Below are 16,704 nucleotides of genomic sequence, written 5' to 3'. Positions count from 1 at the left end.
CCTATCTTAAAATTTAAACTTAGTAAAACTTATTACTTAGCTCTACCAGGTTGTTGCATAGCTGCTGCCCAAATGATTAGACCGAAAGCGATCTTGTTCAAGAAGTCAGCTGCGTTGTAAATCACGTTTAGTGAGTTAGCATCTACACCACCTGTTAGGTAACCAAAAATGTAACCTAATGGGTAGATCGCCCAACCTACAGTAACGATCATTCTCATCGCACCAAAAGCAGTAACAAGTGCTTTGTTTCCACTCTTAGCAGCTCTTTTACCTGCTTCACCAGAGAATACTTCATATAGGATGTATACCCAACCAGCCATACCGATTATGAAACCAAGTGTAGCGTTGATGTATCCAGCTTCTCCTAAGTATCCACCTACAAGCATTACTAATGTACCAATCATCAGTCTCCAGAAAATTCCTGAATCTGATTTGTTTACTGCTGCTAATACAAAGTAGAACTCAAGCATTAGTAAAGGTACTGTAATTAACCAGTCAATGTATCTGTATACAGTTGGTGAGTCACCAGTCATGATCCATACATCTCTCATGTACATGTAGTGTACGAATGCAATACCAGTTACTAGACCAGCAACTGTCATTGAAACTCTCCATCCAGCTGGTACTGAACTTCTTTCTAAGAAGAAAAATACAGTAGAAGCTAAACATGCCATTGAAACTAGCCAAAATGAAATTCCTACGAAATCATCCTGTGCTAACATGACAGTTTCAGCGTTTGCTACACCTGTAACACCCATAAGAGCAACAGCTGTAAGAGCAAACAATTTAAGTTTTTTCATAAAAAACTCCCTCTTTCGTTAGTTTTTATTTATTAGTTTATATAAACTAAGCTTAGGCTTCCCTAAGCCAAAGTTGGGGTTAAATAGCAAATAAATTTAGTTTATTGAAGAATTAATTTGATTATTTTTCGTTGATTTTACTTGTTTTTTAAATTTAAATACAATTTTAAAGTTAAAAATCTTAAAAATAAGCAAAATCGAATCAAATTAATTATGTCAGAAAAATTCAGTAAAGTTTATGAAAAATCCATCAAAGAACCTGAAAATTTTTGGAAAGAAGCAGCAAATGATGTCTTTTGGTTTAAAAAACCCACTAAAATTTTAAATAAATCTAACCCTCCGTTTTATAAATGGTACGAAGATGGAGTAACTAATACTTGTTATAACGCACTAGATATTCACATTGATCAGGGTAAAGGAAAAAAAACTGCTTTAATCTACGATAGTCCAATTACAGGTAACAAAAGTAAGTTCACTTACGAAGAATTAAGGTCAAAAGTTTCAAAATTTGCTGGGGCTTTATCAAATCAAGGAGTTAAAAAAGGAGACAGGGTAATAATTTATATGCCAATGATCCCGGAGGCAGTTGTTGCGATGCTTGCGTGTGCAAGAATAGGAGCAATTCACTCTGTAGTCTTTGGTGGTTTTGCGTCTAATGAGCTAGCAAGTAGAATTGATGATAGTAAAGCTAAGCTTTTAGTTACAGCATCGTGTGGTTTCGAGCCAGGAAAAACTGTAGAATATAAACCTCTGGTAGATGAAGCAATCAAACAAGCAAAACATAAAATAAGTAAGATGATTTTGTTTCAAAGACCAGGTCATGAAGTAAAACTCAATGCTCCATTAGAAATTAGCTGGGAGGAGTCACTTTCAAATGCATACGATCAAGATTGTGTTGAGATAAATGCAAATGACTATGCATACATACTTTACACATCTGGAACCACAGGAACTCCCAAAGGTATTGTAAGGGATATTGGTGGTCATATTGTTGCTCTCAAATGGACTATGAAAAATATTTATAACATTAATGAAGATGATGTCTGGTGGTCTGCAAGTGATATTGGTTGGATCGTTGGTCACTCTTACATAGTATATGCACCTCTCTTCAAAGGATGCACTACAGTACTTTTTGAAGGTAAGCCAGTAGGAACACCTGATGCAGGTACATTTTGGAGAATAATATCAGAGTATAATGTAAAATCTTTATTTACAGCACCTACAGCATTTAGAGCAATTAAAAAAGAGGATCCAGAAGGAAAATTCTTTTCAAAATATAATTTAGATTGTTTTGAAAGTTTATTTTTAGCTGGAGAAAGAGCAGATCCAGATACAATTAAATGGGCAGAAAATTTACTTAAGATTCCGGTCATAGACCATTGGTGGCAAACAGAAACTAGCTGGGCAATTAGTTCAAATTGTACAGGAATTGAAATGATGAAAACAAAATATGGTTCAGCATGTAAAGCTGTTCCAGGTTATGATGTTCAAATAATAAAGTCAGATCAAACTTTAGCAAAAGCAAATGAAATGGGAGATATTGTTGTAAAACTTCCATTGCCTCCTGGAACATTCCCTACTCTTTGGAATGCAGATAAGAGATATGAAGAAAATTATATGAGCAATTATCCAGGCTATTATCAAACTTATGATGCAGGTCATATTGATGATGAAGGTTACATTTGGATCATGTCTAGAACAGATGATATTATTAATGTTGCGGGCCATAGATTATCGACAGGAGCAATTGAAGAAGTTTTGTCAGAACATCAGTCTGTAGCTGAATGCGCAGTTCTTGGTATTTCAGATAAGTTAAAAGGTCAATTGCCAATTGGTTTATTAGTTTTAAAAGCAGGTGTTGAAAAAGATAATGACACTATATCTAAAGAATGTATTCAAATGGTAAGAGAAAAAATTGGTCCCGTTGCAGCATTTAAAGTTGCAATTGTGATTAAGAGATTACCTAAAACAAGATCAGGTAAAATTTTACGAGGCACAATAAGAAAGATCGCAGACAATGTTGAATATAAAATGCCACCAACTATTGATGATCCAGTAATTCTTGATGAGATAAAACAAGATCTTATTGATAATAAAATTTTAAATAATGGTTAAAACATACGCAATTTTATTAGTTGCTATCTTTTGTGAAGTAGCTGGTACAATGTTACTGCCAGTATCAAATAACTTTACAAGAGTTCTACCTACTGTTTGTCTTGCATTATTTTATTTAACTTCTTTTTACTTAATGACATTTGTAATGGATAAAATACCTATTGCTATTGTCTATGCTACATGGAGTGGACTAGGAGTATTTACAATTGCAATTCTCGGATATTTTTTCTTTAAGCAAACTTTAGCTTGGCAAGCTGTTGTTGGATTATTTTTAATAGTTCTAGGAGTTATTTTGGTCAACAGTTTTGCTGTAAAACTTAATTAAACTTTAACGGAGTACCATCTGGTTCTCCAATAATTTCTCCATCTTTCATTTTAATATTGCCTGCTATAATTGTTGCTACTGGAGTTCCTTTGAACTCAAAACCATCAAAAGGTGACCAAGCACACTTGCTTTCGATTTTTTTATTTTCAATTTTAATAGTTTTATTCATGTCAACAATTGTGAAATCTGCATCATAGCCTTCTTTGATAAAACCTTTTTTTTGAATACCAAAAATTTTTATAGGGTTTTCGCATACTAAATTAATTAATTGAGCAAGAGATAATCTGCCTTCATTAATATGATTTAACATTGCTGGCATTAATGTTTGAACTCCTGGCATTCCAGATGGAGAGTTTGGATACTCTTTATTTTTGTTTATTTTTAAATGAGGAGCATGGTCTGATCCAATTGTATCATTCATATTATTTTTAACTGCATACCATAATCGATCATAATGTGATTTATCTCTTATTGGAGGATTCATCTGAGCATAAGTTCCAAGTTTGTCATAACAATCAGGTGCGAAAATTGTTAAATGCTGTGGAGTAATTTCAAAAGTTATATCTCCTTTGTGTTGTGATAAAAAATCAACTTCTTGTTTAGTTGTAACATGAAGTATGTGTGCTCTTTTTTTAAATCTTTCTGCTATTCTCACTATTCTTCTAGTTGATGAGATTGCACACTCTTCACTTCTCCATACTGGGTGTGAATGAACATTACCATTCTCAATTAATTTTTTATTTCTTATGAGAATTTCTTCATCTTCAGAATGAACTGAAACTACCTTTGAGGCATTTTGAAAAACTGTTTCTATATCTTTTTCATTAGCAACCAATAGGTTTCCTGTGGATGAACCAGCAAATAATTTAATTCCACAACAACCCTCTAAGTTTTTTAAATCAGCTAATTCGTTTGCGTTATCTGCTGTAGCACCAAAATAAAAAGCGTAATTGCAATACATTCTATTTTTTGCAAGATCTAACTTTCTTTGAAATTCTTTTTTGTTTGATGTAGGTGGATTTGTGTTTGGCATTTCAAAAACTGCTGTAATACCCCCTACTATTGCAGCTCTGCTTCCTGAATGTAGATCCTCAGTATCTGTTGATCCTGGTTCTCTAAAATGAGTTTGTGTATCTATACAACCTGGTAAAACTGTTTGATTTTGAGCATCATAAATTTCATTTGCTTCTTCATCTATTTTTCCAATTTTATGGATTGAGCCACCTTTTATTGCAATATCCACTTTCTGTAGATTTTTATCAATGTAACACTCACCATTTTTAATTATTAAATCTAACATTTTGTGATTTAGTTCCTATATTATAATTACTATTCGTTCAATCATGAATAATGAAAAAGTTTACATACTAGAAGATAGATCAATTTTATATGTCTCAGGAGATGACTGTAATGAATTTTTACAAAATCTAGTAAGTAATGACTTGTCAAAAGTAAAAGATGACAATAGTTGTTTCGCATCTTTACTAACTCCTCAAGGAAAATTTCTATTTGAGTTTATTATAATTAAACACAAATCTGGTTATTTTATTGATTGTGAAAAATCTCAATCAGAAGAGTTATTTAAACAGTTAAACCTATATAAATTAAGATCAAAAGTAGATTTAATGAATTTGAGTAATGAATTTGTAGTAGCAGCTTTCAGCTTAAAAAAATTTTTAGAATTTAATGATGCAAAACAAATTTTAGGTCATACTATCAAATACAGAGAGGATCCAATTTTACTAGATCCAAGAAACCAGGATCTGGGAGCGAGGCTTATTATCAATTTGGAGAAGCTCTATTTATCTTTAAAAAAACTTAAACTAAAAAGCTCAGATACATCTGAATATTATACATTATCTCATAAATTAGGAATTGTACCCTTGGGCTTAAATAAATTACAAAACAAACTTTTTGGTGCCGAATGTAATTATGAAGAACTTAATGGAATAGATTATAAAAAAGGATGTTTTGTAGGACAAGAAAACACTGCGAGAATTAAGCACAAAGATAAACTATCAAAAAGATTATTTTCTTTAGAGCTAATTAATGGCTCAATTAAAGAGAATGATATTATTAATTTTGAAGGTAAAGAAATTGGAAAAGTTTTAATAGATGGCAGTTATCCATTTGGACTAATTAAATTTAAAGAATTAAATCTAGATACAACAAATTTAATTACTGAAAGTGGTTCATTAAAAATAAATAAACCATATTGGATTAACTTTTAATATATTTTGATAAATCAGGCTTAAAATAATTTGGACCTTTCATAACTTTTCCATTTTCATTATAAATAGGTTTTCCATCATCTCCTAATTTACTCATGTTAGAATTTTGAACTTCATTAAAACATTGATCCAAATCAATACCAAACGCATGACCAGCTCCATACGTAACATACAATATATCTGTTAACGCATCTGCAACCTCAACAATATCTTTATCTTGTATTGCTTTTTTAAGCTCATCTAATTCTTCTTGTATTAAAGAAAGTCTCAAACTATTAATTTTTTCAGAACTCAAAGATGGTTTATTTTTTACCTCTTGTCCAAAAGTTTCCATAAATATTTTTACTTTTTTAAAATTTGTCATTTTACTCCTATTAGAATTGATATATTTAATATATACCTAAGTAATAATATTCAAAAATGAAAACTAGAAAAGAATTTGACAGCATTGGTAGTATTCAAGTTCCTGCAGAAAAATATTGGGGAGCTTCTACAGAACGTTCAAATAAGTTTTTTAATATTGGAAAAATTTTAGTTAACCCTTCAATTATAAAATCGATTGCAATAATCAAAAGATGTGCTGCTTTGGTTCATGCCAAAGATAGACTAATAGATAAAAAAATATCTAATACAATAGTTAAAGCAGCTGATGAAGTAATTAAAGGCAAGCTTAATGAACATTTTCCTCTAAAAGTTTGGCAAACTGGTTCAGGAACTCAGACAAATATGAATGTAAATGAAGTGATTGCAAACAGGGCGATAGAAATTTTGGGTGGAAAAAAAGGAACAAAAAAACCAGTTCATCCTAATGACCATGTAAATAAATCTCAATCAACAAATGATGTTTTTCCAACTGCTATACACATATCAGTTGCTGAAGAAACAACAAAAAAACTATTACCAAGCTTAAAAATTTTAGAAAAAGATCTTAAAAAAAAAGTAAAAGAATTTAAAAATATTGTCAAAATTGGTAGAACTCATTTACAAGATGCAACACCTTTGTCGTTAGGTCAGGAATTTTCTGGATACCATACTCAACTAAAAAAAAGTATTGAAAGAATAGAAATTGCTTTAAAGGAAATTTATTTTCTAGCTCAGGGTGGTACTGCGGTTGGTACTGGAATAAATTCAAAAAAAAACTTTGATAAAAAAATTATAAAAGAAATATCAAAATTTACAAAATTGCCTTTTAAACCAGCTCCAAATAAATTTGCAGAACTTGCAGCTCATGATGCGATAGTCAATTTTTCAGGAGCATTGAATACTTGTGCGGTAGCATTAATGAAAATTTCTAACGATATAAGGTTTTTGGGATCAGGTCCAAGAGCTGGATATGGAGAACTAATTTTACCCGAAAATGAGCCTGGATCTTCTATAATGCCTGGCAAGGTAAACCCAACTCAATGTGAGGCAGTTACAATGGTATGTGTAAAAGTAATTGGAAATCATACAGGAATAACACTAGCTGGTACTCACGGACACTTCGAGCTCAATGTTTTTAAACCAATGATGGCTCATAATATTTTACAGTCGATTGATCTTTTGGCTGATAGTTCAAAAAACTTTTCAATTTATTGTGTCAAAGGAATTAAAGCCAATCGTAAAAAAATAAAAGCTCATTTAGATAATTCACTAATGTTAGTAACTGCACTAGCACCTTACATTGGTTACGATAATGCGGCAAAAATAGCTAAGACAGCATTAAAAAACGATACAACTCTAAAAGAAGAAACCCTCAAATTAAATTTAATTAGTGAAAAAGAATATGAAAAAATTGTCGACCCAACTAAAATGATAAAACCATCATAATGTTGCTATAACTTCATTAAATAAATTTTTTATTTCTAGTCTTCTTAAATTTTTTAATTCTTTGTTTTTATAATTCTTAATTATATCTTCAATTTTTTCATTACTTTTATCATTAAGTTCAATTTTATTTATCGTTAAATTAGAACTATTAAAGTTAAATTCAAAAGATAAACTTATTTTTTTTAGTGGTTTTCTAAATTGTTTTTTTGATTGAAAAAACTTATACAAATTTTTGTCATTTTTAATTAAAAGATTGATTTTACCAGAAAGAAAATTTCCATTTTCATCGGAGGTATATTTGCTTTCGATAATGTTCATTTCAACATTATCATCAAAAATGATTTTAGATTTATCAAAGTTAAAATTTTTTTGATCGTAATTAAGACACAAAACAAGATTTCTTAAAAGTCTATGATTTTTTATTTTTTCAGAATTTAATTCTATTTTATAATTTAAATTAGGATTACTTATTATTTCTGAATTTAAAATTTGTAAAAAAATTCCATTTAAGTCAATCAAATTAGATAAATCAAAATTTCTTAAATTAATTTCAATATCTGAATAAAATGGTTTAAAATTTACAAATCCTTTATAAAAACTTTTATCATTAATTTTCCGATTTGAATCAAAGACTAGATTATTTTTACCTAACTTTATATTTGAAACATAAGAATTCGAACCATCTTGCAATTCAAAAATGGCGATATTAGGTTTGTTCAAATAATCTAATTTTAAATTGAATTTTTTTCCAATTTTTTTTAATTCTACATTTAAATCAGTCTTTTTTTTTAAATAATCATTTAAGAGATTAACTTTTAAAGGATTATTAAAAATCTCACCTTTAAAATTTAAAGTATTTTTAAAATTGATTTGATCAAAGTATGATTTGCTTTCCTTTGAGGTTAAAATTGCATAAATTTCGTCTGATTTTGATTTAAAAAAAAATTTATTATTTTTTAAAAATAGTTTTTTGTTATTAATCTCTTTATCAAAAAAGTTAAAAAATTCTTTAATATCGTTATTATAAATTTCAATTTGCGAGTCTTCTACATATATATTTTGGATGTTAACTTTTTCTTTATCAAAAAATTTATTATACGATAAATGTAATTTCATTAATTTAATTTTACTAATTCTTTTATTGTCATGAATAAGTTCAACATTTTTTAAATGAAAACTTGGAACTGGGAACATTGAGTAATTTACTTTTTCTGGAAGTACAAAATTAAAATCAAACTCAGTTTCAAGCTGTTTTTTAATTTTACTTAAAACCCATTTATTCTGATAAAAAGCTGGGGCTGATAAATGAGCAAAAACTGAGAGTATAATTATAGCAATTGTTATGTGAAATCTTCGATCATAAATTAAAGATTTGAACCATTGTCTGAAATTTTTTAAATTTAAAGTACTTAGATTATTAGCTAAAAAATCATTAAATTTTTTTAATAAGTTGAATATTTCTTTCTTTGAGGGTGTTGAAAATTTAATCATTAGTTATAAATGGTTTATATTAAATTATTACAAATGATAAACTCTGAATTTCTAAAAAATCTCAATAATGCGCAAAAAAATGCTGTTTCTCATTTAGATGGGCCTTTATTAATTGTTGCGGGCGCTGGATCAGGAAAAACAAAAGTTTTAACCTCAAGAATAGCTAACTTAATTAAACAAAATAAAGCTTTTCCCAATCAAATATTAGCTGTCACTTTTACTAATAAGGCTGCTAAGGAAATGCAATATAGAATTAGTCAAATTCTCAAAACCGAAGCAACTAGTTTACCTTGGTTGGGAACCTTCCATTCAATATGTGCAAAACTTTTGAGAAAACATGCTGCGGCTGCAAATTTAAACTACAATTTTACAATTGTTGATACTGATGATCAAATCAGATTAATCAAAAATATTTGTAAAGCTGAAAATATTGATACAAAACAACTTTCTCCAAAATTTATACTTGGCATCATTGATAAATGGAAAAATAAAGGTTTGTATCCACAGGATGTGGAATTTAATAAAAAAGATATTTATGAAAAAACTACTCTTCCAATATATAAAATTTATCAACAAAAATTAGTTGAACTAAATTCTTGTGATTTTGGTGATCTAATTCTTCATACAGTAAAAATTTTAGAAAATAATACGGATATTAAAGAAATTTATAATAAAAATTTTAAATATATTTTAGTAGATGAATATCAAGACACAAATTTTATACAAAGTAAATGGCTTAATCTTTTAGTAAATAAAGATCAAAATATTTGTTGTGTAGGTGATGATGATCAGTCAATTTATAGTTGGCGAGGTGCAGAAATAAAAAACTTTTTAGAATTTGATAAAATCTACAAAAATACAAAAGTAATAAGATTAGAGGAAAATTATAGATCTACACAAAATATACTTAATGTTGCATCTTCTTTGATATCTAATAATCAAAATAGAGTTGGAAAAACACTAAAATCAACAAAAGATGAAGGAGAACTTATTAAGCTAAACTGTTATAAAAATGGAAAAGAAGAAGCTATTGGAATTTCAGATGAAATAGAACAAAATATAAAAAAAAAATATTCGTATAACAATATTGCTATTTTAGTTAGAGCAATATTTCAAACTAGAGAATTTGAAGAAAGATTTTTAAAAATTGGATTACCGTATAGAATTATTGGGGGAACTAAATTCTATGAAAGAGCTGAAATTAAAGATTGTATTGCATATTTAAGAATTGTTTTTCAAGATAAGGATGATCTAGCCTTTGAAAGAATTGTAAATAATCCAAAAAGAGCTATTGGAGATAATACAATTAAACAAATTCACGAACATTCAAAAAAAAATATAATTTGTTTAGAAAAATCATCAAAGCAATTAATTGAATTAAACTTGATTAAACCAAAAACTAAAATTGGGCTGAGCTCATTTTTAACCTTGTTAGAAAAATGGCGATATGAATTATTAGTCAAAAAAATTAGTCATGTTAAACTTTTGCAAATTATATTGGATGAGTCAGGCTACTCCTCAATGCTTAAAAACAAAAAAGATTTAGAAAATGAAAATAGATTAGAGAATATCAAAGAACTTTTAAACGCAATGAAGGAGTTTGATAATCTTGAAAGCTTTTTGGAACATGTATCATTGGCAACCTCAATTGATCAAGATTGGGAAGGTGAAAAAGTTAATATGATGACCATGCATGCTGCAAAAGGATTAGAATTTGATGTTATTTTTCTTCCTGGTTGGGAAGAAGGATTATTTCCTCATCAAAAGTCAATTGAAGAAAAGGGGCAAAACGGATTAGAGGAAGAAAGACGTTTAGCTTATGTAGGGATTACTAGAGCAAAAAAAATTGCCAACATTTCATTTTCAATGAATAGATTTTACCAAGGAGATTGGATGGATAGTTTAGCATCTAGATTTATTGATGAGTTACCAGAAGATTTTGTTGAAAAAAATAATTTTAACAATCAAGATTTTATCCAAGAAGATGATTTTGAATTTAATCAAGATTTTGATAACGATGATGATTATAGAAGTCCTGGCTGGATAAGATATCAAAAAAGAATTAAATGATTAGAAGTAAAATTTTAAAATTAAAAAACTATTTTGAAAAATATAAAATCGATGGTTATGTAATTCCAAAAAATGATGAGTTTTTTTCTGAATTTGATCAATTTGATAGATTAAAGAAAATTTCAAACTTTAGTGGTTCTGCAGGTCTGGCAATCATCACAAAAAATCAAAATTTTTTATTTGTGGATGGAAGATATACAATTCAAGCAAAAAATCAGTCAGGTAAGTTTTTTAAGATTTTAGACATAACAAACAATCCACCAAACAGAGTATTAAAAAATATAAGACTAGGATTGGATCCAAAAATTTTTACAAAAAAAACAATAAAAAGATTGTTTTCAAAAAAAATAAAGATTAAAGAATTAGATGATAACTTAACTGATAAAGTTATTTCGATTAAAACAAAAAAAAGTAAAAATTTTTTTTCAATTCCTGGAATTATCACTGGTGAGACTAAAAGTTCAAAAATTAGTAGGGTTGCAAAATTTCTAAAAAATATAAGTGCTGACTATCTTTTTGTAACTGCACCTGAAAATGTCGCTTGGCTCCTCAATATAAGAGGAAATGATAATCCAAATTCTCCAATTCCTAATAGTCAAGTAATAGTTACAAAAGAAAAAAAAATTTTGTTTTTTTCTGACAAATATAAAATTAGCAAAATTATAAATGATAAAACAATAAATAATAATCAATTTGCTAAATTACATGAAATTGAGTCATGTATAAATAAGCTTAAGAAAGGAACTTTTGTAATAGACTCAAGTTCTTGCTCTTTATTTTATGAAAATTTAATAAACAAAAAATTTAGGGTATTAAAAAAAGATGACCCGATTTATGAATTTAAGGCAATTAAAAATCATTCAGAAATTAATCATATGATTCAAACTCATAATGAAGATGGATTAGCGTTAACAAAATTTATATATTGGATAAAACATAACAAAAAAAAAATTAATGAAATTGATGCGGAAAAAAAATTAGAAAGCTTTAGAAAAAAAAGTAAGAAATATCTTTATCCTAGCTTTAATACAATAGCAGGATCTGGTAAAAATGGAGCTATAGTTCACTACAGAGCAGAACCAAAAAATTGTAGATGGTTAAATCGAAAAGAAATTTTTCTTTTTGATTCTGGTGGACAATATAAATATGGAACAACAGATGTTACCAGAACAATCTGTTTTAATTCACCTCACCCAAAAATTAAAAATATTTTTACAAGAGTTTTAAAAGGTCATATTGCTGTGTATCAAAGTGATTTAAAAAAATATGACAATGGAAAAAAAATTGATGGAAGAGCAAGAAAATATCTTACAGAAGTAGGATTAGATTATGCTCATGGAACTGGACATGGAGTAGGATTTTTCTTAAATGTACATGAAGGGCCACAATCTATTTCTAAATATAACAAAATCAAACTAAAAGAAGGAATGATAATAAGTAATGAGCCTGGTTACTATAAAGAGAATGAATTTGGAATTAGAATTGAAAATTTAATATATATCAAAAAAGACAAAAAAAATTTAAGATTTGAAAATTTAACATTTGCACCAATTGATATTGATCTTATTAACTTCAAATTATTAAACAAAAATGAGAAAAATTATTTATTCAAATATCATCTAGATATTTATTCAAAATATTCGAAATATCTAAGTAAAAAAGAGAAAAGTTGGTTAGCAAGTTTAATCTAGCATTTTTTTAAATTCATCTTGAGTTATTATTTTAATATCTAAATCCTGTGCTAAATTAACTTTTTTAGGAGTTGGTTTTTCACCAATTATTAGAAAATCTAATTTTTTATTTACATTACTTAAAATTTTACCTGAATTATTTTCAATTAAAGATTTTACTTCTGATCTACTTATGCCAATTAACTTACCAGTAATTAAAAAACTTTTATTACTTAGTTTACCATCAATTTTCTTTAATTTAATTGAGTTAATGTTAAGTATTTTTTTTAACTCATCTAAAATTTTTATATTAGTTGAGTTTTTAAAAAATAATTCTAATGAGTTAATTTGTGTTTGTCCTATACCATCTAAATTTATAAGTTCCATAATTTTATTTTCCTTAAACAAATCAAAAAATTTTTGTGGAATTTTTAAATATGATGCAATTAATTTTGAATTTTCTAAACCTATATGTCTTATACCAAGTGAAAATATGAATCTGTCAAAATCAATTGTTCTTTTTAAATCAATTGAATATTTTAAATTAGATACTGATAAATTCCCCCATCCTTCTAATTTTTTAATCAAATTGAAATTTAAATTAAAAATGTCCTGAGGATATCTAATTATTTTTTTATTCCAAAAATCCTCTATGATTTTTTTTCCTAATCCTTCTATATTAAATGCTTCTTTTGAAACAAAATGTTTTAACTTTTCTATCGACATTTTTTCACATTCAAATCCTTGACTAGTACATCTTCTAACTGCATCTTTTTTTTTTGTGGTAATATTAAACTCTTTAATAGTACTAGATCCACATGAGGGACATTTTTCTGGAAAACTAAACTGCTTGGAATTATTAGGTCTTTTGCTCAAATCAACAGACAAAACATGAGGTATTACATCTCCAGCTCTTTCAATTACTACTGTATCATTTATCCTTATGTCTTTACGATTAATTTCATCTTCATTATGGAGAGTTGCATTTGAAACAACAACACCCCCAATATTTACAGGATTTATCTTAGCAACAGGAGTTAATGCTCCTGTTCTTCCAATTTGAATTTCTATATTAGTAATCTTTGAGACAGCGTTATTTGCTGCAAACTTATGAGCAATTGCCCATCTAGGAGCATTTGCTACAAAACCTAATCTTTTTTGTAATTTAAAGTCATTTATTTTATAAACAAGTCCATCAATATCAAATTCTATCTCTGATCTTTCTTTTTCAAATAATTTATGATTTGAAACTAATTTTTTTATACCTGAAATTTTTTTATTATAAGGATTGGTTTTAAATCCACATTTTTTTAAAAGTTTGATAAAATCAGTTTGTTTTTCAGATTTCAATCCTTTTTCATAACCATATGTGTAAGCGATAAATTTTAAAGGTATCGTTGATGTTGCTTTTGGATCTTTTTGTCTTAAAGAACCAGACGCAGCATTTCTTGGATTGGCAAACTTTGAGCTCAATTTTCTAAAGTCATTGTTCTTAATAAAAACTTCACCTCTAATATCAATCTCTAATGGAAAATCTTTGGAATTTATGTGTTTTGGTATATCTTTAATTGTAAGTAAGTTTTTAGTGATGTCTTCTCCTTCACTTCCATCACCTCGTGATAAACCCTGAATTAAATTACCGTTTACATAAGTTAAAGATGCTGAAATACCATCTATTTTAGGCTCAATTGAATACTCAATTTCGTGATTATAATCTAAATCTAAATAGTTTTTGATTTTTTTTTCAAAATTAACTAAATCCTCTTCATCAAAAGCATTGGCAAGAGAAAGCATTGGCACTTTATGCTTAACTTTCTTAAAATTTTTTGATGGTTTAAAACCAACAGTTTTAGATGGAGAATTAGGATCATCTAAAAAATCGAATTTTTTCTCTAAATCTAATATTTCTTTTTTTATAGCATCATATTCAGCGTCTGAAACTTTTGGAGAATTGTCGTTATAATAGGACTTATTATGTTTTTTTAATTCTAAAATTTTTTTTTTATAATTTTCTTTAATCTTATTTTGACTCATCTTAATCAAATAATGATTTAAATTTTTTTAACAGTTTACTTCCTTTGTCTTTCTTAATTTTCTTTATTGGATTATCATAATCTCTATTAAAAACTTTATAGGTTTTTTTATACCAATCGCTTGATTGATAATTATAACCCAAAAGACTAGCGTATTTTTTAGACTCATCAATCAATCCGAGTTTGAAGTAAATTTCTACAAGTCTATGCAATGATTCTTCCACATACTCTGTCTGGCCATAATTATTTATCACATTTTTAAATCTATTTAATGCAGGTATCCATTTTTCTCTCTGTAAATAGTATCTTGCTATATAGACTTCTTTTGATGCTAGAATATTATCAATTAACAATAATTTAAATTTTGCATCCAAGGCAAAATCTGTATCAGGATAATTTTCAATAATATGAATAAAATTTTTTTTAGATTTTAATAAAGGAGATAAATCTTTAGTCTCATCTATAATAAGCTCATAATAACAAGTTGCGAGCAAAAAATATGCATAAGAAATGTTTTTACTATTAGGATATTTTTTTATAAATCTATCTAACTCAAAAATTGCATCTCCATAATAATCTTGAATATAGTATGAATAAGCTGCCATCAGAACAGATCTTGGTGCCCAAATAGATTGGGGATAAATATTTTCAACTATATTAAAATTTTTAGCTGCAAACAAAACATCTCCTTCTTCCAAGGCTGTAACACCAGCTTGATATGCCTCGACCATTTGTTCTTCAAGATTTTTTTCTTGTAGTACTATTTTTTTCTCTTTTTTTCCTCCGCAAGAACTTGTTGATAAAAAAAGACCTATTGAGAAAAAAATAATTAAAAATTTCATACCAACATTAATAATTGATTAAAATTTTTATGCTATAGATTTATAGAGATACTTATTGAAAAACGTATGAGGTAAATTTTTCTCGTTTATTTCTGTGATTGAGTAGTTTTCTTTGTTTTCAAATACTTTTCGAAGTAAATCATTTGTCAATTTATGACCACCTTGTGAACAAACTATTTTTCCAATTATTTTATAACCAGATAAATATATATCACCCATACAATCTAAAATTTTGTGATTTACAAATTCATTCTCATTTCTCAAGCCACCATTATTTAAAATTTTTTCATCTTTCACTACAATTGCATTTTCTAGAGATCCTCCTCTAGCTAGACCATTGGCTCTTAGCTTCTCAATATCCTCAAATAAACAAAATGTTCTTGAATTAAATGTATCAGTTAAGTCATCCTCATAAACTAAAAGTCTATTTCTTTGATTTCCAATTAGTTTATTCTCATATTTTAATTCAAAATCTATTTCTAAATTTATTTTACTAGGTTCTATTGATATGGATTTTTTGCCATCGTGAAACTCTACTTTTTTATTTAATCTTATAACTTTGATTGGAGACTGTGTTGTTTCTATTCCAGATTTTAATATTTCGTTCACAAATACTTTTGCTGAACCATCCATAATTGGAACTTCTTCATTATCCAATTCAACTATGGCATTATCAATACCAAGACCAAAAAATGCTCCCATTAAATGTTCTAAAGTCGATACTTTAACACCATGACTATTTGATATGGTAGTGCATAACACAGCGCTACAAACATTGTTAACGTGAGGTATGACTATATTATCTTGCTTTAAATCAGTTCTTACAAACACTATTCCAGAATTTGGATTTGAAGGTTTTATTTTAAGGTTTACTGGTTTTCCAGAGTGCAAACCAACGCCTGCTATAGAAATAGTTTTTTTAATTGTTTTTTGTTTATGAAATTCCATTAAACTCAAAGTATAATCCTCTTCTTATTTTCTAAACTCAACAAATATTACAAATAAATACGATTTAACCTCTACTCAAAAAATGAAAAAATCTCTCAAAAAATGCCATTTTTTTTGGTATTTTTTTAATCAAGGATACCTCTAAATTATCATCAAAAAAAAAATGATTGGCTGCTGCGACACATACATCATATGCATTCTCTACAGAACTTACACTTAAAGTATCCGTAGAATAAAATTTATCAATTTCAACTTCAAGTTCTAAGAATTTAGATCTTAATTTATCTTTTATTTGATTTGATAAGAATATAAATTTTACATTAATAGCATAATCGCTGATATTTGGTACAGTTTCCAGATTATCATAGAT

General features: G+C 27.6%; 14 protein-coding genes. 6 read left to right on the top strand and 8 right to left on the bottom strand.

Annotated features, from left to right (window positions below):
• Positions 1–32: 32 nt before the first annotated feature.
• The gene (locus ACTT90_RS03845; RefSeq protein ID WP_014952819.1) at positions 33–800 is read right to left on the bottom strand and encodes a bacteriorhodopsin-like; all 768 of its coding nucleotides are present in this window, start codon (positions 798–800) and stop codon (positions 33–35) included.
• 213 nt (positions 801–1,013) lie between these two features.
• On the opposite strand from ACTT90_RS03845, the gene ACTT90_RS03840 reads away from it, so the two are divergent.
• Together ACTT90_RS03840 and ACTT90_RS03835 are read left to right on the top strand one after the other, a co-directional pair.
• On the top strand, positions 1,014–2,915 hold the full coding sequence (locus ACTT90_RS03840; protein ID WP_440937520.1) for a propionyl-CoA synthetase: 1,902 nt from the start codon (positions 1,014–1,016) through the stop codon (positions 2,913–2,915).
• Positions 2,908–3,240: a DMT family transporter gene (locus ACTT90_RS03835; protein ID WP_440937519.1), complete on the top strand. Its 333-nt coding sequence runs from the start codon at positions 2,908–2,910 to the stop codon at positions 3,238–3,240. Before ACTT90_RS03840 ends, ACTT90_RS03835 begins: the two co-directional genes overlap by 8 nt.
• On the opposite strand, the gene ACTT90_RS03830 is transcribed toward ACTT90_RS03835, so the two are convergent.
• Positions 3,233–4,540: a dihydroorotase gene (locus ACTT90_RS03830; RefSeq protein ID WP_440937518.1), complete on the bottom strand. Its 1,308-nt coding sequence runs from the start codon at positions 4,538–4,540 to the stop codon at positions 3,233–3,235. The two genes, ACTT90_RS03835 and ACTT90_RS03830, sit on opposite strands and share 8 nt — an antisense overlap.
• A 43-nt stretch (positions 4,541–4,583) precedes the next feature.
• Between ACTT90_RS03830 and ygfZ the strand changes: the two genes are divergently transcribed.
• Positions 4,584–5,471 (top strand): CAF17-like 4Fe-4S cluster assembly/insertion protein YgfZ, encoded by an 888-nt coding sequence (gene ygfZ / locus ACTT90_RS03825; protein ID WP_440937517.1) that lies wholly within the window; start codon positions 4,584–4,586, stop codon positions 5,469–5,471.
• Here the strand turns inward: ygfZ and ACTT90_RS03820 are convergent.
• Positions 5,461–5,835 carry a phosphoribosyl-ATP diphosphatase gene (locus ACTT90_RS03820; protein ID WP_440937516.1) on the bottom strand — a complete coding sequence of 125 codons (375 nt, stop codon included), beginning with the start codon at positions 5,833–5,835 and terminating at the stop codon, positions 5,461–5,463. The genes ygfZ and ACTT90_RS03820 overlap by 11 nt on opposite strands.
• 56 nt (positions 5,836–5,891) lie before the next feature.
• Between ACTT90_RS03820 and fumC the strand changes: the two genes are divergently transcribed.
• Complete coding sequence (gene fumC / locus ACTT90_RS03815; RefSeq protein WP_440937515.1) at positions 5,892–7,280, top strand: class II fumarate hydratase; 1,389 nt, start codon at positions 5,892–5,894, stop codon at positions 7,278–7,280.
• Here the strand turns inward: fumC and ACTT90_RS03810 are convergent.
• Entirely contained in the window at positions 7,275–8,771 is a 1,497-nt protein-coding gene (locus ACTT90_RS03810) for a hypothetical protein (protein WP_440937514.1), read from the bottom strand. The genes fumC and ACTT90_RS03810 overlap by 6 nt on opposite strands.
• A gap of 33 nt (positions 8,772–8,804) precedes the next feature.
• On the opposite strand from ACTT90_RS03810, the gene ACTT90_RS03805 reads away from it, so the two are divergent.
• Complete coding sequence (locus ACTT90_RS03805) at positions 8,805–10,841, top strand: ATP-dependent helicase (RefSeq protein WP_440937593.1); 2,037 nt, start codon at positions 8,805–8,807, stop codon at positions 10,839–10,841.
• A complete protein-coding gene (locus tag ACTT90_RS03800; RefSeq protein WP_440937513.1) occupies positions 10,838–12,532 on the top strand; it encodes a M24 family metallopeptidase in 1,695 nt (564 codons plus the stop codon). Before ACTT90_RS03805 ends, ACTT90_RS03800 begins: the two co-directional genes overlap by 4 nt.
• Here ACTT90_RS03800 and ligA read toward each other — a convergent pair.
• The 4 genes from ligA to ACTT90_RS03780 form a co-directional block, all read right to left on the bottom strand.
• On the bottom strand, positions 12,524–14,545 hold the full coding sequence (ligA, locus tag ACTT90_RS03795; protein WP_440937512.1) for an NAD-dependent DNA ligase LigA: 2,022 nt from the start codon (positions 14,543–14,545) through the stop codon (positions 12,524–12,526). The genes ACTT90_RS03800 and ligA overlap by 9 nt on opposite strands.
• Position 14,546: 1 nt before the next feature.
• Complete coding sequence (locus tag ACTT90_RS03790; protein ID WP_440937511.1) at positions 14,547–15,386, bottom strand: outer membrane protein assembly factor BamD; 840 nt, start codon at positions 15,384–15,386, stop codon at positions 14,547–14,549.
• Between the two features lie 27 nt (positions 15,387–15,413).
• Positions 15,414–16,334 (bottom strand): UDP-3-O-acyl-N-acetylglucosamine deacetylase, encoded by a 921-nt coding sequence (gene lpxC / locus ACTT90_RS03785; RefSeq protein ID WP_440937510.1) that lies wholly within the window; start codon positions 16,332–16,334, stop codon positions 15,414–15,416.
• Between the two features lie 64 nt (positions 16,335–16,398).
• A partial coding sequence (locus tag ACTT90_RS03780) for a hypothetical protein (protein ID WP_440937509.1) occupies positions 16,399–16,704 on the bottom strand: 306 nt, incomplete at its 5' end.

The sequence above is a fragment of the Candidatus Pelagibacter sp. genome (genome assembly GCF_052049935.1).
In the GTDB taxonomy this organism is placed as follows: domain Bacteria; phylum Pseudomonadota; class Alphaproteobacteria; order Pelagibacterales; family Pelagibacteraceae; genus Pelagibacter.
Note: the sequence above shows the minus strand (reverse complement) of the source record. Positions and strands in the feature narration are given on the sequence as shown.

Bases quoted from the DNA above. Each gene is read 5' to 3' on its own strand.
- ACTT90_RS03845 (WP_014952819.1), bottom strand. From the start codon at position 800: ATGAAAAAACTTAAATTGTTTGCTCTTACAGCTGTTGCTCTTATGGGT.
- ACTT90_RS03840 (WP_440937520.1), top strand. From the start codon at position 1,014: ATGTCAGAAAAATTCAGTAAAGTTTATGAAAAATCCATCAAAGAACCT.
- ACTT90_RS03835 (WP_440937519.1), top strand. From the start codon at position 2,908: ATGGTTAAAACATACGCAATTTTATTAGTTGCTATCTTTTGTGAAGTA.
- ACTT90_RS03830 (WP_440937518.1), bottom strand. From the start codon at position 4,540: ATGTTAGATTTAATAATTAAAAATGGTGAGTGTTACATTGATAAAAAT.
- ygfZ (WP_440937517.1), top strand. From the start codon at position 4,584: ATGAATAATGAAAAAGTTTACATACTAGAAGATAGATCAATTTTATAT.
- ACTT90_RS03820 (WP_440937516.1), bottom strand. From the start codon at position 5,835: ATGACAAATTTTAAAAAAGTAAAAATATTTATGGAAACTTTTGGACAA.
- fumC (WP_440937515.1), top strand. From the start codon at position 5,892: ATGAAAACTAGAAAAGAATTTGACAGCATTGGTAGTATTCAAGTTCCT.
- ACTT90_RS03810 (WP_440937514.1), bottom strand. From the start codon at position 8,771: ATGATTAAATTTTCAACACCCTCAAAGAAAGAAATATTCAACTTATTA.
- ACTT90_RS03805 (WP_440937593.1), top strand. From the start codon at position 8,805: ATGATAAACTCTGAATTTCTAAAAAATCTCAATAATGCGCAAAAAAAT.
- ACTT90_RS03800 (WP_440937513.1), top strand. From the start codon at position 10,838: ATGATTAGAAGTAAAATTTTAAAATTAAAAAACTATTTTGAAAAATAT.
- ligA (WP_440937512.1), bottom strand. From the start codon at position 14,545: ATGAGTCAAAATAAGATTAAAGAAAATTATAAAAAAAAAATTTTAGAA.
- ACTT90_RS03790 (WP_440937511.1), bottom strand. From the start codon at position 15,386: ATGAAATTTTTAATTATTTTTTTCTCAATAGGTCTTTTTTTATCAACA.
- lpxC (WP_440937510.1), bottom strand. From the start codon at position 16,334: ATGGAATTTCATAAACAAAAAACAATTAAAAAAACTATTTCTATAGCA.